This is a genomic window from Paenibacillus sp. ATY16 (genome assembly GCF_003399985.2).
Taxonomy (GTDB): domain Bacteria; phylum Bacillota; class Bacilli; order Paenibacillales; family Paenibacillaceae; genus Pristimantibacillus; species Pristimantibacillus glycanilyticus.
This window is the reverse complement of the sequence record NZ_NMOK02000053.1, coordinates 39,173-61,274: the sequence shown is the minus strand read 5'-3', so window position 1 is coordinate 61,274 and position 22,102 is coordinate 39,173. Positions and strand designations below refer to the sequence as shown.

General features: G+C 51.4%; 23 protein-coding genes. 19 read left to right on the top strand and 4 right to left on the bottom strand.

Features of this window, described 5'->3' with window-relative positions; all coding sequences use genetic code 11:
* Positions 1-201: 201 nt before the first annotated feature.
* A complete protein-coding gene (locus CFI03_RS28415) occupies positions 202-2,157 on the top strand; it encodes an endonuclease MutS2 (protein WP_248762503.1) in 1,956 nt (651 codons plus the stop codon).
* 14 nt (positions 2,158-2,171) lie between these two features.
* On the opposite strand, the gene CFI03_RS28410 is transcribed toward CFI03_RS28415, so the two are convergent.
* Complete coding sequence (locus tag CFI03_RS28410; RefSeq protein WP_248762501.1) at positions 2,172-2,813, bottom strand: thiamine diphosphokinase; 642 nt, start codon at positions 2,811-2,813, stop codon at positions 2,172-2,174.
* Between the two features lie 213 nt (positions 2,814-3,026).
* Between CFI03_RS28410 and CFI03_RS28405 the strand changes: the two genes are divergently transcribed.
* The gene (locus CFI03_RS28405) at positions 3,027-3,650 is read left to right on the top strand and encodes a trimeric intracellular cation channel family protein (protein WP_127491246.1); all 624 of its coding nucleotides are present in this window, start codon (positions 3,027-3,029) and stop codon (positions 3,648-3,650) included.
* Positions 3,647-4,120 carry a low molecular weight protein-tyrosine-phosphatase gene (locus CFI03_RS28400; RefSeq protein ID WP_127491244.1) on the top strand — a complete coding sequence of 158 codons (474 nt, stop codon included), beginning with the start codon at positions 3,647-3,649 and terminating at the stop codon, positions 4,118-4,120. The genes CFI03_RS28405 and CFI03_RS28400 overlap by 4 nt, the downstream gene beginning before the upstream one ends.
* Before the next feature lie 65 nt (positions 4,121-4,185).
* Here CFI03_RS28400 and CFI03_RS28395 read toward each other — a convergent pair whose 3' ends face one another.
* The gene (locus CFI03_RS28395; protein ID WP_248762500.1) at positions 4,186-4,923 is read right to left on the bottom strand and encodes an alpha/beta hydrolase; all 738 of its coding nucleotides are present in this window, start codon (positions 4,921-4,923) and stop codon (positions 4,186-4,188) included.
* A 292-nt stretch (positions 4,924-5,215) separates the two neighbouring features.
* Between CFI03_RS28395 and pdhA the strand changes: the two genes are divergently transcribed.
* The 11 genes from pdhA (at position 5,216) to CFI03_RS28340 (ending at position 18,211) form a co-directional block, all read left to right on the top strand.
* A complete protein-coding gene (pdhA, locus tag CFI03_RS28390; protein ID WP_127491240.1) occupies positions 5,216-6,295 on the top strand; it encodes a pyruvate dehydrogenase (acetyl-transferring) E1 component subunit alpha in 1,080 nt (359 codons plus the stop codon).
* 58 nt (positions 6,296-6,353) lie between these two features.
* On the top strand, positions 6,354-7,331 hold the full coding sequence (locus tag CFI03_RS28385; RefSeq protein ID WP_127491238.1) for an alpha-ketoacid dehydrogenase subunit beta: 978 nt from the start codon (positions 6,354-6,356) through the stop codon (positions 7,329-7,331).
* Positions 7,332-7,524: 193 nt separating this feature from the next.
* Positions 7,525-8,832 carry a dihydrolipoamide acetyltransferase family protein gene (locus tag CFI03_RS28380; protein WP_248762499.1) on the top strand — a complete coding sequence of 436 codons (1,308 nt, stop codon included), beginning with the start codon at positions 7,525-7,527 and terminating at the stop codon, positions 8,830-8,832.
* Positions 8,833-8,837: 5 nt separating this feature from the next.
* Positions 8,838-10,253, top strand: a complete 1,416-nt coding sequence (gene lpdA, locus CFI03_RS28375; protein WP_201003307.1) for a dihydrolipoyl dehydrogenase — start codon at positions 8,838-8,840, stop codon at positions 10,251-10,253.
* Positions 10,254-10,363: 110 nt separating this feature from the next.
* The gene (locus tag CFI03_RS28370) at positions 10,364-10,849 is read left to right on the top strand and encodes an acyl-CoA thioesterase (RefSeq protein ID WP_248762498.1); all 486 of its coding nucleotides are present in this window, start codon (positions 10,364-10,366) and stop codon (positions 10,847-10,849) included.
* Positions 10,850-11,006: 157 nt separating this feature from the next.
* On the top strand, positions 11,007-11,969 hold the full coding sequence (locus tag CFI03_RS28365; protein ID WP_248762497.1) for a thymidylate synthase: 963 nt from the start codon (positions 11,007-11,009) through the stop codon (positions 11,967-11,969).
* 19 nt (positions 11,970-11,988) lie between these two features.
* Complete coding sequence (locus CFI03_RS28360) at positions 11,989-12,480, top strand: dihydrofolate reductase (RefSeq protein WP_248762496.1); 492 nt, start codon at positions 11,989-11,991, stop codon at positions 12,478-12,480.
* A gap of 219 nt (positions 12,481-12,699) precedes the next feature.
* A complete protein-coding gene (locus CFI03_RS28355; RefSeq protein ID WP_201003301.1) occupies positions 12,700-14,190 on the top strand; it encodes a glutamate synthase subunit beta in 1,491 nt (496 codons plus the stop codon).
* A 185-nt stretch (positions 14,191-14,375) separates the two neighbouring features.
* Complete coding sequence (locus tag CFI03_RS28350; RefSeq protein ID WP_248762495.1) at positions 14,376-14,696, top strand: hypothetical protein; 321 nt, start codon at positions 14,376-14,378, stop codon at positions 14,694-14,696.
* A 51-nt stretch (positions 14,697-14,747) separates the two neighbouring features.
* A complete protein-coding gene (locus CFI03_RS28345; protein ID WP_248762493.1) occupies positions 14,748-15,869 on the top strand; it encodes a hypothetical protein in 1,122 nt (373 codons plus the stop codon).
* A gap of 17 nt (positions 15,870-15,886) precedes the next feature.
* Complete coding sequence (locus tag CFI03_RS28340) at positions 15,887-18,211, top strand: type IA DNA topoisomerase (RefSeq protein ID WP_248762492.1); 2,325 nt, start codon at positions 15,887-15,889, stop codon at positions 18,209-18,211.
* 79 nt (positions 18,212-18,290) lie between these two features.
* Here the strand turns inward: CFI03_RS28340 and CFI03_RS28335 are convergent, their stop codons facing one another.
* Positions 18,291-19,034 (bottom strand): HAD family hydrolase, encoded by a 744-nt coding sequence (locus tag CFI03_RS28335; protein WP_248762491.1) that lies wholly within the window; start codon positions 19,032-19,034, stop codon positions 18,291-18,293.
* A 140-nt stretch (positions 19,035-19,174) separates the two neighbouring features.
* Here CFI03_RS28335 and CFI03_RS28330 point away from each other — a divergent pair, with 140 nt between their 5' ends.
* Positions 19,175-19,312, top strand: coding sequence for a hypothetical protein (locus CFI03_RS28330; RefSeq protein WP_015844260.1), 138 nt, complete (start codon positions 19,175-19,177; stop codon positions 19,310-19,312).
* Between the two features lie 79 nt (positions 19,313-19,391).
* On the opposite strand, the gene CFI03_RS28325 is transcribed toward CFI03_RS28330, so the two are convergent.
* A complete protein-coding gene (locus tag CFI03_RS28325; RefSeq protein WP_015844261.1) occupies positions 19,392-19,616 on the bottom strand; it encodes a hypothetical protein in 225 nt (74 codons plus the stop codon).
* Positions 19,617-19,777: 161 nt separating this feature from the next.
* On the opposite strand from CFI03_RS28325, the gene CFI03_RS28320 reads away from it, so the two are divergent.
* Genes CFI03_RS28320 through CFI03_RS28305 form a run of 4 tightly spaced genes read left to right on the top strand, consistent with a single transcriptional unit; the run spans position 19,778 to position 21,981 of the window.
* Positions 19,778-20,503 carry a phosphonate ABC transporter ATP-binding protein gene (locus tag CFI03_RS28320; RefSeq protein WP_127491216.1) on the top strand — a complete coding sequence of 242 codons (726 nt, stop codon included), beginning with the start codon at positions 19,778-19,780 and terminating at the stop codon, positions 20,501-20,503.
* Positions 20,500-21,006 (top strand): GNAT family N-acetyltransferase, encoded by a 507-nt coding sequence (locus CFI03_RS28315; RefSeq protein WP_248762490.1) that lies wholly within the window; start codon positions 20,500-20,502, stop codon positions 21,004-21,006. Before CFI03_RS28320 ends, CFI03_RS28315 begins: the two co-directional genes overlap by 4 nt.
* A gap of 16 nt (positions 21,007-21,022) precedes the next feature.
* Complete coding sequence (locus CFI03_RS28310; RefSeq protein WP_127491212.1) at positions 21,023-21,634, top strand: DUF3298 and DUF4163 domain-containing protein; 612 nt, start codon at positions 21,023-21,025, stop codon at positions 21,632-21,634.
* Between the two features lie 50 nt (positions 21,635-21,684).
* On the top strand, positions 21,685-21,981 hold the full coding sequence (locus CFI03_RS28305; protein ID WP_248762489.1) for a hypothetical protein: 297 nt from the start codon (positions 21,685-21,687) through the stop codon (positions 21,979-21,981).
* Positions 21,982-22,102: the final 121 nt, after the last annotated feature.

The window sequence follows — 22,102 nt, the reverse complement described above, 5'->3', positions numbered from 1 at the left end:
GACCGGTGCCATGAGTTAAGGACATGAGGATTTCCGCCTGAATGCTATTCGGCAGCGGCCAATCACCCGTGCTCTTGCAGCACGGTTTTTTTGTGCGCTGCGGAGCCTATGACGGGATAGGTGCAGCCGATACAGGGACGGAACGCTTCTGCGTTCTGTTCCTTTTTTTATACCCAAAAACAGATAAAGGAGCATCTAAACATGAACGAGGCTGTATTTAAAAGACTGGAATATGACAAATTGAAAGACAAAATGATCGGCTACACCGTTTCCCCCGCAGGTCGCCTTTTGGCGGAGCGGCACGTCCCGAGCACCAATCCGAAACAAATCCGGGCATGGTTGAACGAGACGGAGGAAGCTGCGGCTTTGCTGGCGAGCGGAGCAAGCGTTCCGCTCTCGGCCATGGACGGAATAGATCCGTTCCTGGCCTTGCTTGGGAAAGGAAGGATTTATACGGAAACGGAGCTTGACCAGCTGCTCGCATGGCTTGTTTCCATCGGGCAAATGAAGCGTTACATGAACAATAAACGAATGATCGCCCCAACGATTGCGGCTTATGCCGATTCGATGAATGACTGTCCGAATCTCAGGCAGGAGCTCGACCGTTGTATCCGGTACGGCCGGTTGACGGATCAAGCCAGTCCCGATCTCGGGACCATCCGCCGCCAACTCATCGTGATTGAGGACCGCATTCACAAGAAGCTGGAAGCTTCGCTCTCCAAATACAAGTCGGCGCTTCAGGATCCGATTATCAGCAAGCGGAGAGGAAGATCCGTTATATCCGTCAAACGGGAGCATCGGAAGCTGGTACCCGGTACCGTATGGGATGAGTCGGCAAGCGGCCAGACCTTGTTTATTGAACCGATTGACGTTGCGGAGCTGCAGCAGGAGTGGCAGGAATGGTCGGCGGAGGAGGAGCGGGAACTGACGATTATTTTGTCCAGATTGTCGGACGAAGCGGAGCAGTATAAATATGAGCTGCTGCAAAACCGCGAAGCGATGGCGTCGTTTGATTTCATGCTGGCTAGAGGCAAGCTCTCGCTGTCCTATGACGGCCAGCCCGTGACGCTTAGCGAAGAACCGGTCATTAAGCTTGTAGAAGCCCGTCATCCGCTTCTTGGAGGTCACGCCGAACCGATTAATGTCGAGCTGGGTATCGGGTGGAAACAGCTTATTATTACCGGGCCTAACACAGGGGGCAAAACGGTAGCGCTGAAGACTATTGGCCTGCTGGCGTTGCTTGTGCAATCCGGTCTGCTTGTGCCGGCTTCCCCGCAAAGTAGGTTTGGCGTCTTCCGCCATATTATGGCCGACGTAGGAGACGGACAAAGTCTGGAGCAGTCGCTCAGCACATTTTCTTCGCATATCGCCGTACTGAAGGAGATGCTTCGTTCTGCCGATGAGCGGACGATTATTCTTCTGGATGAGCTCGCTGCGGGTACGGATCCCGGCGAGGGGATCGCCTTATCCATTGCGGTGCTGGAAGAGCTGCTGAAACGCGGAGCTTTAACGGGGGCAACAACGCATTTTAACGAGATTAAGAAATTTGCTTCCAGAACGCGCGGCTGCATGAATGCCAGAATGGCCTTTGATTCCGAAACGCTGCGTCCTCTGTACCGGTTGGAGATTGGGGAAGCGGGCGAGAGCCATGCTTTTGCGATTGCGAGAAGGTTCGGTCTTCCCGAGCATGTGATGAAGCGGGCCGAGAAGCTTGCGGAGGGAAGAGTGGAGATTCGATTGGATGAATCGGCCGATGAAGAAGGTCATGACGAGGAGACGACAATTGTTGAACGTCATGCTCTGCCGAAACAGGCAGAGCAGCCAGACGTGACGAACAACTCTAAGGAAAAATCATCTGCTCCAGTCTACGCCACGGGAGACGCCGTATGGATCTATCCGCTGAAACGTGCCGGGATTGTATTTCAACCCGCTGACGAGCGGGGAGAAGTAATCGTTCAGGTGCAGGGGAAAAAGATGTCGTTCAACCGGAAACGGATTAAACCGTACATCAGCAGAGAGAAGCTGTATCCAGGAGCGGATTATGATATGGATATCGTATTCGATACGAAGGAAAACCGGAAGAAGCGGAAGCTGATGGGCCGCAAGTATGTAGAGGGCTTAACGATCGAGACGAAGCCTGACGTAACCGGGGAATGACAGGCTTCGCCCCGTTAATCTTTACTCTGGACAACTAATAATGTACCCGTGCGGACGGTCAAGGTGCCTGCGGGCTCAGCAAGAATATTGCTAATGCCGAGGGATTGGCCGATCCGCAGCGTTGCTTCGTGCAGCGGATAGACGAATCCGCGCAGCGTAATCCCGGTTACCTCTTCGGACAGCGGGAGGAGCGAGATATGACTGTATTCGCTTTGATGCAGCTCGGTAGTTCCTTCCTCTGCAAGGGAAATCGTATTATGCTCATCGGTAATGGATGCCGGAATGCCTTGGTCGATTGCAAGCTTCAATAGGTGGACATTCGCAAGGGAATGGTCAAACCGGCTCCCCAATGCCCCGAGCATTCGAATCTCGGCAGGAGATTGCTCAAGCGCGTAACGAAAGGCAAGCTCGGTATCCGTGTAATCCTTGTCTATCGGGTCGTACGTGATCGTTTCCCGGCTGACGGCACGGATAAGCTCAAGTTCATCGGGAGTCACGGAATCGAAATCGCCAAGCGCGAGATCCGGCGTGTATCCGTGCTGTACGAGGAACAAAGCGCCGCGGTCAGCTCCTATTAACCGATCGCCTGGACGGATATAGGGACGGACCCACTCGCCTAAACGGCCTCCCGTACAGATCATTATCCGGTTGTTCATCGTTAATCTTCCTTTCTGCCAGCATAGTGCTGAAGCCAGTATAATGCGAAGCCGGGGCATAAAACTAGGTTTTTGAGAAAAAAGAAAGAAGAAGTGGCAAAAGTAGCAATTGTCAAACCGGATATCCGCGGCTAAAATGATGAAGGACATACCGACAGGAGTGCCGGAGCATGCGCGAATGGACGGTCATCATGGAAGCGGAGGAGTTTGGAGTTGGACATCTTTGGCGTTTTCAGTATTATCGGTACGGTTGCCTTTGCGGTCAGCGGCGCGATCGTTGCCATGGAGGAAGAATATGACATTCTGGGCGTATTCGTGCTGGGGCTTGTGACCGCGTTTGGGGGCGGGGTTATTCGAAATCTGCTCATCGGCCGGCCGGTTACAACGTTATGGAACCAGGGGAGCTTGCTGGAAATTGCGGTTATTGCCATGACGATTGCGTTTCTGCTGCCTGTATCCTGGATTAACAAATGGAAAAAAAGCGAAGCGTTTTTTGATGCCATCGGCTTATCCGCATTTGCTATTCAAGGTGCATTGTACGCTACGGAAATGAACCATCCGATCAGCGCTGTTCTAGTGGCCGCGATGCTGACCGGGATCGGGGGCGGCATTATCCGCGATGTGCTGGCAGGCAGGAAGCCGCTTGTGCTGAAGGATGAAATCTATGCGGTATGGGCGATGCTCGCAGGCCTGGCAGTAGGCGAAGGCTGGTTCCATACGACCATACAGCTATTATTCCTCTTTGTTATCGTTATCGTGTTCCGCATGTTGTCGGTTTATTATAAGTGGAGACTGCCCCGCAGATCGCTTAAACAGAAGGAGGGTGGCATTATATGAATAACGCGCGCGTATTGTTTGTTTGCCTCGGCAACATTTGCCGCTCGCCCATGGCGGAAGCCGTATTCCGCAGCCTGGTAGAGAAGAGGAGGCTGACGGACGTCATCGAGATTGATTCCGCGGGAACGGGGGATTGGCATATCGGAAAGCCTCCCCATGAAGGAACGCGCAAGCAGCTTGATCTTCACGGCATTTCCTATGCCGGGATGAAAGCGAGACAATTCACCGCCCAGGACAAAACATTCGATTATATCGTCTGCATGGATACGAAAAATGAAGCGGATGTACGCCGTATCATCGGAGACGCGTCGCATTCGGCGAAAATCTTCAAGTTTATGGACATGCTGCCCCAAGCGGCCGAGGACGATGTGCCGGACCCGTATTACACAGGCAACTTCGATTATGTGTACGAGCTTGTGACCGAGGGCTGCGAACGGCTTCTCGATCGGATCGTTAACGACCTGAAATAAGTGCAGCGGCAATTAGAAAAGGCCTTCCCTTGTCAGAAGACAACCGGGAAGGCCTTTCTTCGATATTATTCCACTTCGATAAAATGCATCAGGCCGGCAGGCAGCTCCTGCTGCCAGAAGCCCCACTGATGGCCGCCGTCTTTTTCGGCATAGGTTACTTTCGCGCCACGAGCTTCCAGAAGGGAACGGGCCTTCCGGTTGATGGCGAGGAAATCAAAGATGCCGTGGCCGGTATCGTAAGCGGTCTCTTGGAAGCCGGCAATCATGTAGATCTCCAGCCAAGATAGGTCCTTTTGAGCTTCCATAATTTCACGGGAACGGTCATAATAAGCACCGGATAGCGACAAAATGCGCGTGAACAGCTCAGGATAAGTCAAAGCGAGGTGGAAGGAAATCGTTCCGCCCAAGGAGTCGCCGGCTAGCAGACGGTGCTCGGGAGCGGTACGTACGGGATATTTACCTTCAATAAATGGAATCAGCTCTTGCCCGAAGAACCGGACATAAGCTTCATGACGGTCGCCGCCAGGCGAGTATTCCGCTGTTCGGTACGTTTTGTCGACATCTACGCCAACGATAATAAAAGGTTCAACGCCCTCATCGAGAATGATGCGGTTTGCCGTTGTGGCAATCCGGCCGAAATTGAAAAAGTCTTCGCCGTCCTGGCAGTACACGACCGGGTAGCTCAGCACCTCGTTATAACCGGGCGGCAAATAGACGCGCAAGCTGCGTTCGCCTTCGGGCAAGTAGCTGCTTTTTACAATTTCTTTTACTACGGTACGCTTCAAATATCGTTCATCAGTCATATGTGAATCCCCCTGAATGGAATGGTTGGCATGTGGGTAAACAATAGTAAGGTAATGAGAATCTGCCCGTTCTCCTGTCATGGTCTGGTATTGAACCTTGATTGTATTATGCTGTTATACAGAAAAAACGAATCTGTTACATATACAATTCATCAGTAAAATCGGCCAGATTAGCGAAAAACAACGGTTTTTTTGTTTTTTTCTTTGACCATATTCGGCAAACAGGTGTATTATGATTCTATAACAGAGAGCTCCGATTTTCAAATATTAATGATCGAGGTGAGCGTTCAAAATGAGCAAAGTGCTTAACAAACTGCCATATGAAGTTCAAACGGAACCTGTAAAACCAATATCCGTGTTGTCGCTCGATGGCGACGTGGTTAACCCGGAATATATGCCGGACCTGACTGACGAACAATTGAAAGAAATTATGTACCGTATGGTATTCACCCGTACTTGGGATGAGCGCGCTGTAAATCTTGGCCGCCAAGGCCGTCTCGGCTTCTATGCTCCGGTATCCGGTCAAGAAGCTTCCATGATCGGCAGCGAATACGCGCTTAATAAAGATGATTTCATTTGCCCGGGCTACCGCGACATTCCGCAGCTTGTATGGCATGGCTTGCCTATGTACCAAGGTTTCTTGTACTCCCGCGGTCATCAGCATGGCGGTCAAATTCCTGAAGATGTACACGTACTTATGCCGCAAATCATCATCGGCGCACAAGTGCTTCATGCAGCCGGCGTAGCAATGGCATTCAAGAAACGCGGCGAGAAACGCGTAGCGATTACTTATACGGGTGACGGCGGTTCTTCTGAAGGCGACTTCTACGAGTCTATGAACTTTGCTGGAGTATTCAAACTCCCGGTTATCTATGTTGTTCAAAACAACCGTTATGCCATCACAACTCCTTACGAGAAGCAAACAGCTGCTCTGTCGGTTGCTCATAAATCGGTTGCTGCCGGTATCAAAGGCGTTCAAATCGATGGCATGGACGTTCTTGCTGTTATTAAAGCAGTATCCGAAGCAGCTGAGCGCGGCCGCAACGGTGAAGGCGCAACTCTGATCGAGATGCTGACTTACCGTTTCCGTCCGCATTCCCTGTCTGACGACGCAACGAAATACCGCACGAAAGAAGAAGAAGCGGAATGGGGCCTTAAGGATCCTCTTATTCGTTTCGGCAAGTTCCTGGAGAAGAAAGGCCTCTGGACGGAAGAAGATACAAACCGTGTGAAAGAGGAAGCGAAAGCGGCTGTTAACGAGAACATCAAGAAAGCTGAAGCAACTGAGAAAATGACAGTTGGCGGCTTGATTGACTCCATGTTCGAAACAACGCCTCAGCACCTGGAAGAGCAAAAGGCTGATTTTCAATAATACCCTTGCCTGACGATGGGATTTTGCATGAGCAAAAATGAAGGAGGATCTGACGATCATGGCTCAAATGAATATGTTGGAAGCAATCCGCGACGCTATGCGTGTGGAGCTTAAACGTGATGAGAACGTACTTATCTTCGGTGAGGACGTTGGTAAAGTTGGCGGTGTATTCCGCGTAACGGAAGGTTTGCAAGAAGAATTCGGCGAGGAGCGCGTATTCGATACGCCTCTTGCCGAGTCCGCAATCGGCGGTCTGGCAGTGGGTATGGGGATTCAAGGCTTCCGCCCGGTTGCCGAAATTCAGTTCGTTGGTTTCATCTATGAAGCAATGGACCAGATGTTCATTCAAGCAGCTCGCATGCGTTACCGTTCCGGCGGACGCTACAACTCGCCAATCGTATTCCGTACGCCGTTTGGCGGCGGCGTTAAAGCTGCGGAACTTCATACAGACTCCCTGGAAGGTCTTGCTGTTCAGACTCCGGGTATTAAAGTTGTTATTCCATCCAATCCTTATGATGCAAAAGGTCTCATGATTGCCGCAATCCGCGACAATGACCCTGTATTCTTCATGGAGCACCTTAACCTGTACCGCGCATTCCGCGCTGAAGTGCCTGAAGGCGAGTATACGGTTGAGATCGGTAAAGCAAACGTTGTCCGCGAAGGTTCCGACGTAACGATCATCGCTTACGGCATGATGGTTCACACAGCCGTGAAAGCGGCGGACGAGCTGGCGAAGAACGGCGTAAACGCCGAAATTATCGACCTGCGTTCCCTGGTACCGCTCGATATCGACACAATCGTGGCTTCGATTAAGAAAACAAACCGCGCAATCGTTGTTCAAGAAGCGCAAAAAACGTCCGGCGTAGCTGCGGAAGTTATTGCTCAAATCAACGAAAAAGCGATTCTGCACCTCGAAGCTCCAGTGCTTCGCGTTGCCGGTCCGGATACGGTGTATCCTTTCGCGCAAATCGAAGATACTTGGCTGCCAACTCCAGCCCGTATCGTAGATGCGGTTAATAAAGTACTGAGCTTCTAATGCTGACCATCCTAACGGATGATGGATATACATGCCCGCTTAACGGCGGGCAAAGCCGTCATTAGGCGGCAAACGCATTGAATGCTTACTAGGCAAGAATTACCGCAAAGTAAGTGCTAATTCTTTAAGCTCATGCTTACGAGGTAAGAATTACCGCAAAGTAAGCGCTAATTCTTTTAAGGAGGATACTACAGTGGCGAAATTTGAATACAAATTTCCTGAGCTTGGCGAAGGCTTGCACGAAGGCGAAATCGTAAAAGTGCACATTAAAGTCGGCGACAAAGTAACGGATGACGATATCATCATGGAAGTACAAAACGATAAGGCAGTTGTAGAAGTGCCTTGTCCCGTTAACGGTACTGTACTCGAAGTACGCATGAAAGACGGCCAGGTTTGCCATGTTGGCGAAGTTGTGGCAATCATTGATGCGGAAGGTGATGTTCCAGAGCAAGATACTCCGGCAGCTGAAGCTCCAGCGGCGGCGGCACCAGCTCCAGCGGCAGCACCGGCTGCGCCTGCAGCAACACCAGCGGCAGCACCGGCTGCACCGGCGGAAGCTCCAAAAGCAACCGGCGGTCTGGTTCTGGCTACGCCAAGCGTTCGCAAATTTGCCCGTGAGCAAGGCGTTGACCTGACGACGGTTACCGGCACTGGCAAAAACGGCCGCATTACTCGCGAAGACGTTACAACCGGCGGCGGTGCAGCACCAGCGGCAGCAGCACCGGCAACTGAAGCGGCGGCTCCTGCAGTAGCAGAAGCGCCAGTAGCTAAACCGGCAGCAGCGGCAGTAGACGCTTACCGTCCGGAAGAACGCGTACCGTTCAAAGGCATCCGTAAGGCAATCGCTAACGCGATGGTTAAATCGGTATACACTGCTCCTCACGTAACAATCATGGACGAAGTTGACGTTACCGAACTGGTTGCATTGCGCGCGAAATACAAGCCATATGCAGAGAAAAAAGGTTCCAAGCTGACTTACCTGCCATTCATCGTGAAGGCACTCGTTGCGGCTTGCCGTCAATTCCCGATCATGAACGCTACGCTGGATGAAGCTAGCCAAGAGATCGTCTACAAAAAGTACTACAACATCGGTATCGCGACAGATACGGACAACGGCCTGATCGTTCCTGTTATCGAAGACGCTGACCGTAAAAATATTTTCATGGTTGCCGACAAAATCCGCGACCTGGCTGCAAAAGGCCGCGAAGGCAAGCTTACTGCCGCTGAGCTTAAAGGCAGCACCATTTCGATTTCCAACATCGGTTCCGCTGGCGGTATGTTCTTTACTCCGGTAATCAACTTCCCTGAAGTTGCTATCCTGGGTACTGGCCGTATTTCCGAGAAGCCGGTTGTGCGCAACGGCGAAATCGTGGCAGCTCCTGTAATGGCTCTGTCGCTGAGCTTCGACCACCGTCTCATCGACGGCGCAACGGCTCAAAACTTTATGAATTACATTAAACAACTTCTGGGTCAACCAGAATTATTCATCATGGAGGTGTAACTACAATGGTAGTAGGAGATCCATCATTAGATATTGATACTCTAGTCATCGGTGCAGGACCAGGCGGATATGTTGCGGCAATCCGCGCAGCGCAGCTTGGTCAAAGCGTTCTTGTTGTCGAGAAGGAAAATGTAGGCGGCGTTTGCTTGAACGTGGGCTGTATCCCTTCGAAAGCTCTGATCTCGGCATCGCATCAATACGAGTCCATCAGCCATGCATCGGCGTTCGGCATTACTGCCGGCGACGTGAAAGTGGAATGGAACAAAGTGCAAGAGTTCAAAAACGGTATCGTTAAAAAACTGACCGGCGGCGTTGCATCGCTTCTGAAAGCGAACAAAGTGCAATATTTCAACGGCGAAGTTATGTTCATCAACGAGAACGAAGCACGTGTCTTCAACGATCAAGAAGCACCGCGCTACCGTTTCAAAAACTGCATCATCGCTACAGGCTCCCGTCCAATCGAGCTGAAAGCATTCCCGTTCAGCGGCCGCATCGTGTCGTCGACAGGCGCTTTGTCGCTGCCTGAAATTCCGAAAAGCATCATCGTGATCGGCGGCGGCTACATCGGCATCGAGCTTGGCCAAATGTACTCCAAGTTCGGTACGAAAGTAACCATTATCGAAGGCGGAGACGCAATTCTTCCAGGCTTCGATAAAGATATGGGTTCGATCGTTGCTAAGAAACTGAAAGGCACTAACGTGGATATCGTTACCGGCGCAATGGCTCAAGGCGCTGAGCAAACCGATAAAGACGTTACGCTGACTTACAAAGTTGGCGACAAAGAAGAGAAAGTAACCGCAGACTACCTGCTCGTTACCGTTGGCCGTCGTCCTAACACTGACGGAGACCTGGGTCTTGAGCTGGCTGGCGTTAAAGTCGGCGAGCGCGGCCTGGTTGAAGTTGACGCGCAATGCCGTACAAGCAACCCGCACATCTACGCTATCGGCGACATCATCGCTGGTCCTGCGCTTGCTCACAAAGCCATGTACGAAGGCCGCATCGCGGCAGAAGCAATCTCCGGTCTGCCTAGCGTTATCGATTACAAATGCGTGCCGGCCGTATGCTTCTCCGATCCGGAATGCGCAGCAGTTGGTCTTTCCGAGAAAGAAGCAAAAGACAAAGGCCACAAAACAAAAGTGGGCAAATTCCCATTCGCAATCAACGGCCGCGCAATGTCGCTTAACGCAACTGAAGGCTTCGTGAAGCTCGTTTCCGATGCCGACACCGGACTTGTACTGGGCGCGCAAATCATCGGTCTGGAAGCTTCCAACATGATTGCTGAGCTTGCTCTGGCTATCGAGATGGGTGCTACTCTCGAAGATATCGCCTTGACTATCCATGCGCATCCAACACTGGGTGAGATCGTTCTGGACGCTGCTGAAGTAGCGCTTGGACATCCAATCCACACGGTTGCTAAATAATATCCGATCTTCGTTATTTGAGATTTAGTGAGAGAGGTTCCGCGGCTTGAACAGCATGCGGGCCTCTTTTTGCATATTATAACTGTACATAACGCGAGGAGCGAAAGCTTATGGAAAAGCCGGCTAGTGCATCCAAAACGGTCATGACGCAGATCATTTTTCCGCTGGATACGAATCATCACGATACGATGTTTGGCGGCAAGGTTATGGAATATATGGACAAGGCGGCCGCGATTGCCGCGATGCGGCATGCCCGGATGCAGGTGGTGACTGCTTCGACGGACAGCCTTGATTTTGTAGCGCCGATTAAAGTAGGTGAAGTTATCGAGGTGGAAGCTTACGTAAGCTGGACGAACAAATCCTCCATGGAAGTGTGCGTGACCGTTCAATCGGAGAACCTGTATACGGCCGAGCGGACCACAACGGTTACGGCGTTCTTTACTTTTGTGGCGCTTGATGACAAAGGCAAGCCCGCAATGGTGCCCAAAGTCTATCCAGAGACCGAAGAGGAAATCCGTATGTTTGCAACCGCACCGGAGCGGCATGAGCTTCGGATGAAACGAAAACGGGAGCGCCAGCAACCGGCGAAAACGTGAAGACAAACCTATGCGAAAAATGTTAAACTAGTGAGAAAACCTCTATCGAGGCAATTCGAAAATGAACGACCGCGTTTAGTTTTCGAAAAACCTTGGATCGGCCCTGCATGCGGGAGAAGGATGTTGTGCCGATCAATGACAAGGAGTTGATATAAAAATGACTGTTCAAACAAGTGAAACGGAATATTTGCAATTGCTGCGGCATGTGCTGGAGAACGGCGTTAAGAAAGAGGATCGGACGGGCACCGGAACGATCTCGACTTTTGGTTACCAGATGCGGTTTAACCTTGCCAAGGGCTTTCCGATTCTGACGACGAAGAGAGTACCGTTCAAGCTGATTGTCAGCGAATTGCTGTGGTTTATTAAAGGTGACAGCAATATCCGGTATTTGCTGAAGCATAATAACCATATTTGGGATGAGTGGGCGTTTAAGAGATGGGTGGAGAGCACCGACTACAATGGCCCGGACATGACGGACTTTGGCCTTCGTTCGCAGACGGATGAGGCTTTTAACGCCTTGTACCAGGAGCAGATGGACAAATTCACGAATCTCGTGCTAACCGACGATGCTTTTGCCGAGAAATACGGCGATCTTGGCAATGTTTACGGCAAGCAATGGCGCGAATGGCGCACGACGCGAGGAGAGACGATTGATCAGCTCAAGGGTATTATCGATACGATCAAGAAAAACCCGGATTCCCGCCGCTTGATCGTATCGGCCTGGAACCCGGAGGACGTGCCGTCGATGGCGCTTCCTCCTTGCCACACGATGTTCCAGTTCTATGTGATCAACGGCAAGCTGAGCTGCCAGCTGTATCAGCGGAGCGGCGATATTTTCCTCGGTATCCCGTTTAATATCGCAAGCTATGCTCTGCTTACGCATCTGATTGCCCAAGAGTGCGGGCTTGAGGTTGGCGAGTTTATTCATACGCTTGGCGATGCGCATATCTATTTGAACCACCTGGAACAAATCGACATACAGCTGCAGCGGGACATGCGGGAGCTGCCGGTGCTTGCGATAAATCCGGAAGTGAGTTCGATTTTCGACGCGGAGGTTGAAGATATCAAGCTCGAGAACTATCAGCCGCATCCTACTATTAAGGCTCCGGTAGCCGTATAAGAAAGCAGGAACAAACACGATGACGATTACGATGATCGCAGCAATGGACCGTGGCCGCACGATCGGAATCGGAAATAGGCTGCCATGGCGGCTTCCGGCAGAGATGGCCTACTTTACGCGCCATACGACGGGAAAAACCGTTGTTATGGGGCGCAAGACGTTCGAATCGCTGCCGAAGCCTCTCAAGGACCGGACGAATGTCGTTATAACCAGACAAGCGGATTACGCCAAAGAAGGCTGCGAGGTTGTTCATTCCGTGCAGGAAGCGATTGACCGCTATGGAGAAGGGGAAATGATGGTAATCGGCGGAGCGGATATTTATGCACAGTTTCTTCCATTCGCGGACAAAATCCTGCTCACGGAAGTAGAAACCGATATTGAAGGCGGCGACGCGTTTTTCCCTGCGTTTACCGAAGACGAGTGGGAGCGCGTGGATGCGGAGAAGGTGGAAAGAGACGAGCGCAATGCGTTCTCCTTCACTTTCCAAACATTTGCCCGCCGAAGAGCATAATATAAAGAAAAACGCACAAATGACGAACGTTGTGTTAATAAGTGCAAATGATTGTGCGGATAATCCATTAACGACAGAAAATAAGAATGATAGGCTTTTTTATACGATAATCGCGTAGGCAATGAAGTTTTTTGTTGAAATATTTAAAGATTCCCGATATAGTTTTAAGAGAATAATTATACAGGCTTTTCGGGAATATTGGATGGAGGAAATTCGCACATGTCTACACCTACAGGATTTATGCAGTATCAACGTGAATTGCCGGCTGATCGGGATCCTATCGAACGGATCAAGGATTGGAATGAATTTCATAAGCATTTGTCGGATGAACAGCTGCGTACGCAAGGCGCTCGCTGTATGGATTGCGGAACTCCATATTGCCATACAGGCATGGAACTTGCAGGTTCGGCATCCGGCTGCCCGGTAAACAACTTGATTCCGGAATGGAATAACCTGATTTACCGTGGATTGTGGCGTGAGGCGCTTGACCGCTTGCACAAAACAAACAACTTCCCTGAATTTACCGGCCGCGTATGCCCGGCTCCATGCGAGGGCTCTTGTACTGTTGGCTTGATCGGCGACCCCGTAACGATTAAGACCATTGAACATGCTATTATCGAGCGCGGTTTTGAAGAGGGATGGGTTGTTGCACAACCTCCTAAAGTACGCACCGGTAAAAAAGTAGCCGTTGTAGGCTCCGGCCCGGCTGGTCTTGCGGCAGCTGCCCAATTGAATAAAGCAGGCCATAAAGTTACGGTATACGAGCGCGCTGACCGTCTCGGCGGTCTTCTCACTTACGGCATTCCTACGATGAAGCTTGAGAAGCATGTTGTAGACCGCCGCATCAACCTGATGAGAGAAGAAGGCATTGAGTTCGTAACGAATACGGAAATCGGCAAAGATATTTCGAGAGACGAGCTTTTGAAAGAGTTCGACGCGGTTATTATGTGCGGCGGCGCAACAAAAGCACGCGATGTTGAAATGGAAGGCCGCGAGCTGAACGGCATCCACATGGCGATGGATTACCTGAACGGAACAATTAAGAGCTACCTGGATTCGAACCTGGAAGACGGCAATTACATCTCCGCTAAAGATAAAGACGTTATCGTTATCGGCGGCGGCGATACAGGTACGGACTGCGTGGCAACGGCATTGCGTCATGGCTGTAAATCGGTTACGCAATTCGGTACGGTAGCGAAAGCTCCGCTGGAACGCGATATCGTAAACAACCCTTGGCCGCAATTCCCGAACGTGTACACGCTTGATTACGCTCAAGAGGAAGCAAAAGCCCTCTACGGCGAAGATCCTCGCGCATTCTCCGTACTGACGAAGAAATTCGTTGGCGACGAAAACGGCAACCTGAAAGAGCTGCACACGGTACAAATCGAGCGTACGGTTGACGAAGAAACCGGCCGCAGAATTTATAAAGACATCCCGGGCACAGAGAAAGTATGGCCGGCTGATCTTGTCTTTATCGCAGTAGGCTTTGAAGGACCGGAGAAAACGCTGATCGATTCGTTCGGCCTTGAGCAAGACCGCCGTTCGAACGTGAAAGCGACTTATGGCAAATACAAAACCAACGTTGATAAAGTATTCGCAGCAGGCGATATGCGCCGCGGACAAAGCCTTGTCGTATGGGCGATCAACGAAGGCCGCGAGGCAGCTCGCGAAGTGGATAAATATTTGATGGGATCGTCGATGCTGCCTTAAGGTTTAAGGAGCCCGAGATAACAATCGATAACAGGAAGCGCCTCCGGGCGCTTTTCTTGTCGAATAGGGATTAATACCTATTTACTTATGAGGTGAGCAATTCTTACCAAGCTTCAGCTGTGGAGTATACCTTACATCGAATGGTAGAATAAGGCTGTTGCCAGATTGTCTAGGAGGCGGCGGGATTGATTAAATACGGATTGGACAAAGTGACGGAGCTGCGATTCAAATCGATGACGGCAGCAATAGAGCGCAGAGACAATCAATGGGTGGATATCGTGCTGCGGTTTGACGTGACGGAGGAGACTCCCGTGCCGGATGACCTAATCGACTTCAGCGGGCTCGTCATTTGCACATTAGGCGGCGCCATCGCGCAAATCGTCCCGCAGGACGAGGATATAGACTGCGAATATCAGTTTACGGCGTTCGAGAAAGAGCAGATCAAAGCCTTTATTGAAAGCGAAGAAATTCAGCGGCGCATTGCAAATCTGTCCTCCCCAATATAAAGAAAATTGTGGTAAAATCGGTTAGAGATGACGTAAAGGGGAGAGTTCGTCATGCCGGCCGAGGAAGCCTTTGTATTAACCCCGATTGATGTACGCAAAATCAGACAGTATGTTCAACATAAGTACGATGCGATGCCGCAGGATAAGAGGGCAGAGATTGTTGCCGATGCGGTTAGCCGCATTATTCAAAAGCAGCTTCCGCCTTTTGAGGACAAGCTGAAGCGGGAAGTGACGGCAAGGCTAATCCGGACAACCGTGCTGGAGAGGCAAATGCCGGTCCGCGCGGACGATATTTTCGAAGCATGCCTTTCCCTTGACCTGGCTGATTCCGACGTTGTTACGCCGCTTCATAAATGGGTGGAGGAGCAAAGCGGCACGCAGTTGGAATGGGATTTATTCCGAATCCAGCTGGACAAGCTTGCGAAGAACGGGAAGTCGGAGACATCCGCTTCATGGGAGCAGTTAAAGGAATGGCTGGGATCCGAGTACCGGTTGGAAGGGAAAAAGGATGCGGTTACCGAGCTGGCCGAGGTTATTCCGTTCCATCAGCTTAATCCGGCTCTGAAGCCGTACCGGCGAAAGCAGACGTTGGTTTATTCGCTTTTATCCGTCATGCTGGTGAGCGCTTCGCTCCTGTACGGCTGGTCGCTGCTCAGGCCTTCTCCTAACAAGCTGCAGCCTCCGGTTACGCTGCAATCCTACGAGAAAGTGATGCCGGCTGTAGCGGGCAACGAGCTTCCGGACGAGCTGCGGTATACCGATGTGAATAAGGAAAGCCTTGTCGACTATTTGAACAGCAGAGATTCCCTTCTGGCGGAACAGCCTTATTTGGATGCCATCATCGACGCGGCAAAAACATTCGATATACATCCCCTCTTTTTATTCGCGATTACCGGTCAGGAGCAAGCTTTTGTACCGAAGTCGAATAAACAGGCGATGAAGATCGCCAACAATCCGTTCAATGTTTTTTATAGCTGGAAAGACTACAATACGACCATTCACGATTCGGCGAGAATTGCCTCCCAGACCGTATTGAAATGGAGCAAAAACCGGCCGGAGGGCAAGGACCCGATCGCCTGGATCAATCGCAAATACGCGGAGGATCAGAATTGGGCAAGTGGCGTGAGTAAAATTTTTGCATCGATGAAAAGCAAAATAGAACGAACAAGCTAGATATGAGAGGCGATTAATTGAAGACATTAATTATTGCGGAAAAGCCCGACATGGGGCGGACGATCGCTGCGGTTGTTGAGCCGAAGGCGGCGAATAAGCGGACGTACCTGGAAGGCGACCGTTATATTATAACTTGGGCGATCGGTCATCTGGTCACGCTTGCAGAGCCAGACCAGTATGACGCGCGCTATAAAAGATGGAACGATCAGGATTTGCCGATTATTCCGGATAAGTTCAAGCTGTGGCCAAATGCCCGGACGAAGGATCAGCTCAAGACGATCGGAGAGCTTGCGAAGCGATGCGGCCGTCTCGTGAATGCGTGTGACGCCGGGCGCGAGGGACAGCTTATTTTTCATCTGATCCGGCAATATTTGAAGCTTCCCCAGCCGACAGACCGTCTGTGGATCTCTGATTTGACGCCTGAGACGATCCGAAAGGGCTTTGACTCCCTACGAAGCGATGAGGACTACGCCCCGCTTACAAGGGCAGCCAGGGCGCGCAGCGAGGCGGACTGGCTGATCGGGATGAATGCCTCCCGCGCATTTACAATCCGCCATAAGGCTTTGCTCTCGGTTGGCAGGGTGCAGACGCCGGTCCTGGCGCTGCTGTATGACCGGCACAAAGAGATCACGGCCTTCAAGTCGGATATGTATTATGTCGTAAAGGCGTTATTCGACCAGAACGGCTTTCAATATTCAGGGATATGGCAGGGGGATCGGATTACGGATAAAGCGAAGGCGGAAGCGCTGGCCGCCAAGACGCAAGGGAAGACTGGCATTATTAAGGATTACCAGACGGCGGAGAGCAAGGAATATCCGTTCCGTCTTCATGATCTGACGCTTCTGCAGCGGGAAGCGAACGGCCGCTACGGCTATTCGGCGAAGAAGACGCTGGATATTGCGCAAGCTTTGTATGAAAAGCATAAGGCCATTACTTATCCGCGTACGAACTCCAATTACGTAACCGAAGAGAATTTGCCCGTCATGCAAAAGGTGCTGACGATGCTGCAGGGGTCCGATTCTTACCGCGAGCTCGCAAACGGTGCGGACCGTGGCCGGGTGCACAAGGGAAATAAGGCGGTATGCAATCCGTCGAAGGTCGAGGATCACCATGCCATAATGCCAACGCCCAAGCGACCTTCCGGCTTAAGCCCGGAGGAGCAGAATATTTACGATATGATCGTCCGGCGCTTCCTGTCGCAGTATTATCCGCCCGCGGTGTATAAGAACCACACGGTTCTGACCGAGGTGGAAAGCGAGATTTTCCGGACAAAGGCGAAGGAGCTGCTCGAGCTTGGCTGGAAGGTTGTTCTGCAGGATCAGGGACAAGCCGCCAAGAAGACCAGCAAGAAGAAAGCAAGCGAGAAGGATGAGGCCGAGAGCGATGAGGAAGAGCTGCTCACCGATAAACCGTTCGCGATTGAACCTCGGCAAGGCGTTAAATGCGTAAAATCCGAATCGCTCGAGAAAACGACCCAACCGCCAAAGGCATATACCGAAGGCACATTGCTGAAAGCGATGGAAAGCGCCGGGAAATCGATGGAGGACGACGAGCTGCGCGAGGCGATGAAGGATACGGGGCTGGGCACGCCTGCCACCCGAGCCGCGACGATCGAACGGCTGAAGCAGGTCGGTTATGTGGATTTAACCGGCAAGAAGCTGGAGATTTCATCCAAAGGCTGTGCGGCTATCGAGTTGATTCGCGGGGCTGGCGTAGATTTGCTGGCGTCGCCGGAAATGACCGGACGATGGGAGCAGCGCTTGCACCAGATCTCGCGCGGAGAGGCATCCGATGACCAGTTTATATTGAAGGTGAAGCAATTTGCCGCCATGATTGTCGATAAGGTGCGCCAGCAGCGACCGGCGGCGCCGGGAACGTTCGAGGAACGGGAGAACGGCGGCAAGCGAGGAGCAGCGGGTTCCGGTTCCAAGCGGGGCAGCCGTACTTCGAAGAGTTCCGGCGGAAGAAGGACATCTTCATCCAGGTCGGCATCCTCGGCTTCCGCAACCGCAACGGCCGCACCTAAGTCTGCAACTGCAACACGGACATCCGCAAGTCCTTCCGCCCGCGAGCCAATCGCGGCATGCCCGAGAGCAGGCTGCAGCGGGCAAATTATTGAAGGGAAACGCGGCTTCGGCTGCAGCGCCTTCCGTGATGGCTGTACGTTTGTGATCTGGAAGGAGCAGCAGGGCAAGACGATCTCGATTCCGATGGTTCGTTCCCTGCTGGAAAAAGGAGCAACAAGCCAGCTTACCTTCAAACGTCAGGATGGCAGCAGCACGAAAGCCAAGCTGGTGTTGACGGACCGGGATAAAGGCACGGTCTCCGTTCAAGGCGTATAACCTTTAGATTAATCGTTCAACGGAAAAAGGAGTAAGGCGGCCAATTGTCGCTTTACTCCTTTTGTTTATGTCATTAAGCTTAAGGCTGCTTGCGACTCACGTAGTCATGAATCGCCGGAGGAACCTCGAGCAGGTTACTCAGGGTGAAAAAGGCCCCCTTCGGCTCTACCTCGATATTAATGACATTGTACTGCCATTCGGATTCCGTTCTCATATGGATGGCGTGGATGCCTGCCGTAAGTGCGGGTACAACATCGGTTCGAATCGAGTTGCCGATCATCCAGGTCAAGTGGCGGTCATGACCGCCTTCAGCCAAGATCTGCTCAAGAGCTTCGCTGTTCTTATGCCGGCGAATGTATACTCTCGTATCGAAATACCGCTCCAGCTTCATTTGCTCAATCTTGCGGCGCTGAATCGTAATTTCCCCTCCGGTATAGAGATGAAGGGTATGACCTTCTCCAGCCAGCTTATCAAGCGTAGCTTCCATATTCGGATAGGGCTCGGTCTCATGCTCATATACGCTTAAGCCAAGCTTCCACAGAAAGTCCTGCTCCGTCTTGGACTTTTTGCGGCCTGTCAGGTCGCAGTAATAATGGTATGTATCAATAAAAGACTGCGGGAAATGCTCGCTCTTGAATCCGAGCACCGCTACGCCCGCAATATCGATCTCCGTCTGTTTATTGCGCACGGCATCCGAGCTTACCTCTTCATAACCCGCAAACCACGTTGTCATCGCGTCCACAAACTGTTCGATCACAAAGTAGAAATATTTGTTGCAGTGAATGAGGGTGTCGTCTAGGTCAAAGAAAAGGTTTTGCTTCATTTAAAGCACGGCTCCTTTGGTGAAGTTCATCGTATGAACAATCTACCTTATTCGAAGCCCTACGTCAACGAAGCCCAAAGCGATGTTTAATTCGCGCGATTTATGCTAATCATTCTCATAAAGGCAGGGAGGTGATGAGCATGCCATTCAATAAAGCCGACAAAACGCAAAACCGTCAAAACCAATCGAGTTTTAAATCGGAAGCCATTGGCCTTAAGTTGAACAAACTCGCAAACCGTCCTCCAAGCATGAATGGAATTAATAAACAGCTGCCGTAAAGCAACGCAGGCGGAATCCAGGGGCATATTATTCCAGCGCCCTGTATTCCGCCTGTCTTAAATGTAATGTTTAGCGACATTAAGCATATTTCTGCTGCGCAGCGATCAATTTATTCTTAATAAAGGCGATACGCCTCCGTACATAGAAGTCCATGCTGTCACCCTTCAAATCATTTGGCGAGATCACCTCCTCTGCACGATTATCAATAATCGTTAAAGTTCCGTCCGTGTAAAATTTAAACGTAAGGTCACGGCGCGGCCATCCTTTCTCTAAATAACGAAAGTTCTCGCAGCTTTTATTCATGGTGATTCAGCCTCCTTCAAAATGATTGTGGGATAACAATTAGGGAACGTTTGTTCTGTTTTTATTATAGCAAACATTTGTTCGTGTGGAAACTGTTTTTTGTTTCTCGTAAACTAGATTCATAGAATGGCGAAGCGTTTACAAAAAAGGGGCATGGACTTATGTTGAGAATATCGAATCTTAGAGTGCAAATTCCAGGTGGGCCAACGATCTTGAAAAATATCAGCTTTGAAGTCCAGTCTGGCCAATTTATCGCGATAAAGGGAGCCAGCGGCAGCGGCAAGTCGATGCTGCTCAAAAGCTTGGCGCTGCAGACCAAGTGGAGCGGCGGCAGTTATTTCTTCGAAGGGGAAGACATTTTCAAGCAAGGGCTGGCAGGCAGGCTGAAAATCAAGCGTGCGGTAGCTTATCTGGAGGAGAAGCCCGTTCTGTACCAGAACAAGACAGGGCTTAAAAACGTGAGCATCGGTGCGGTTGCGCAGACGCCTGCGTGGCGCCGATGGACGGGCATGCTGCGAAACGACGATTACATGGGCGCAATGGATACGATCGAAAAGCTGGGACTGCTGGATAAAGCCCATCAAAAGGCAAGCACCATGAGCGGCGGCGAGCGCCAGCGTATTGCGATGGCCCGGGCATTGGTGCATGGAGCGAAGGTGATTGCAGCGGACGAGCCGGTAGCGGGGCTTGATCCGCATACGGCGGACCGCGTGTTGTCCGATTTGAAGCGGCTGACTACGGAACAGGGCGTTACGGTCATTGCCGTGCTTGATCAAGGAGATTGGGCGGAACGGTTTGCGGACCGGATTATCGGTTTGAATAATGGAGAGCTTGTGCTCGACGTAAAAGGCAGAAGATTGACCGAACGGGAGAAAATGATGCTGTGATCGACCTTCGTTTAATCACAGAAAATGAACTGGAAGAAGCGCTTCGGCTGGAGCAGCAATGCTACATCCCGGAAGCGGCTGCAACCAGGGAAGGGTTCCGGTACCGGCTCGAGCATTACCCGGATTATTTCTGGTCGGCCTGGTCCGGAGGCAAGCTGCTTGGCATTACGAACGGAATCCGGACTTCGGCCTGGTCATGCGGGGACGAGATGAAGGGAGAGCAGCAGGATGAGGAGGAAGGCGATAACTTCTGCATCCTGACCGTTGCCGTTGCGGAGGAAGCAAGACGACAGGGCGTTGGAGCCTTGCTGCTCGAGCGCCTTGTCTCAACCTGCGACAGGGCCGGACACCATGCGATTATCCTGATGTGCGAACGGCATCTGATCCCCTTTTACGAGAGAGCAGGGTTTGCATATGTTGGGGAAGCCGCATCGTCGCACGGCGGTATTGAATGGCATGAAATGAGACGTACCCCGCATATAATGGAGCATCTGACCAAATAGGTAGGTGTCTTCGAATATGGCTTTTCAGTCTCCAGTCATTGTCCAATCTGCAAGAGCGGCATTCCCGAAAGCGGAGCTTTGGATCCCGCATGTAAGCGGAGGATCAAACGAGAATGCAATCAAGCGAATCAATGAATCCATCCGGAAAGCGGCACAGCAGCTGGTAGACGAGCAGGGCTCGCTTGATGATCCGCGGGCTGAAATGAGCGGGTATTACGAGGTGAAGACGAATGAGAGGGATATTCTCAGCCTGTCGTTATTCAACTATGCCTATTCGGGGGGCAGCCACGGCCTTACGCTGCAGGTCTCGCTGACCTTTCGCGTGTCAACCGGACACGCCTACAGCCTTCCTCAGCTGTTCAAGCCTGGCAGTGCCTATGTTCAACGCATATCCGAAATGGTCAGCGAACAGATTAAGGAACGCGACATAAGCACGCTCGAGCCATTCGGAACGATCCGACCGGATCAAGACTACTATATCGCAGACCGGTCGATTGTCATTTATTTTGCTTTATACGAGTTAACGCCTTATGCTTACGGGTTTCCGTATTTTCCGATTTCGGCCTACGATCTTCAGGATATTGTGAACGAGAATGGTCCACTTGGCGCTATGGTGCCGAATAATTAGGAGAGCACAGGACATGCCGGGCGGTGAAGAACAAAGGAGCTGATCCGTGGATGGACAGGAAAAAATGGCTCGGTGCGATTGCTCATCTGCTGCTCGGAATTGTATTTCCTTATGTGCTGATCGGCGGAATCGTTCTTGTCTACGGATTTATGGCGCCGTCAACTGGCTCCCAGAAGGCTTACGGTACTGCCATCGTTCTGATTTATGCCCTTCTAATCCTCGGGGTGAATCTATGGAGCTTGAGACGGCTGGATTATCGGTCAAAATGGCGCTGGCTCGTTATTCATACGCTGTGCTGGGCAACAGGGGCGATTGCATCGTTTGCGATGCTTCGGTTCACGGAGTAATAAACTTCCATAAGGCTGGCTGACAACCGGCATATCCAAAAGGCTGCCTACGCGGGCAGCCTTTTGGCGCCCTGACATGACCAAACGCCCTTCCTCATACATTATCGTAGGGAGGGGTTCA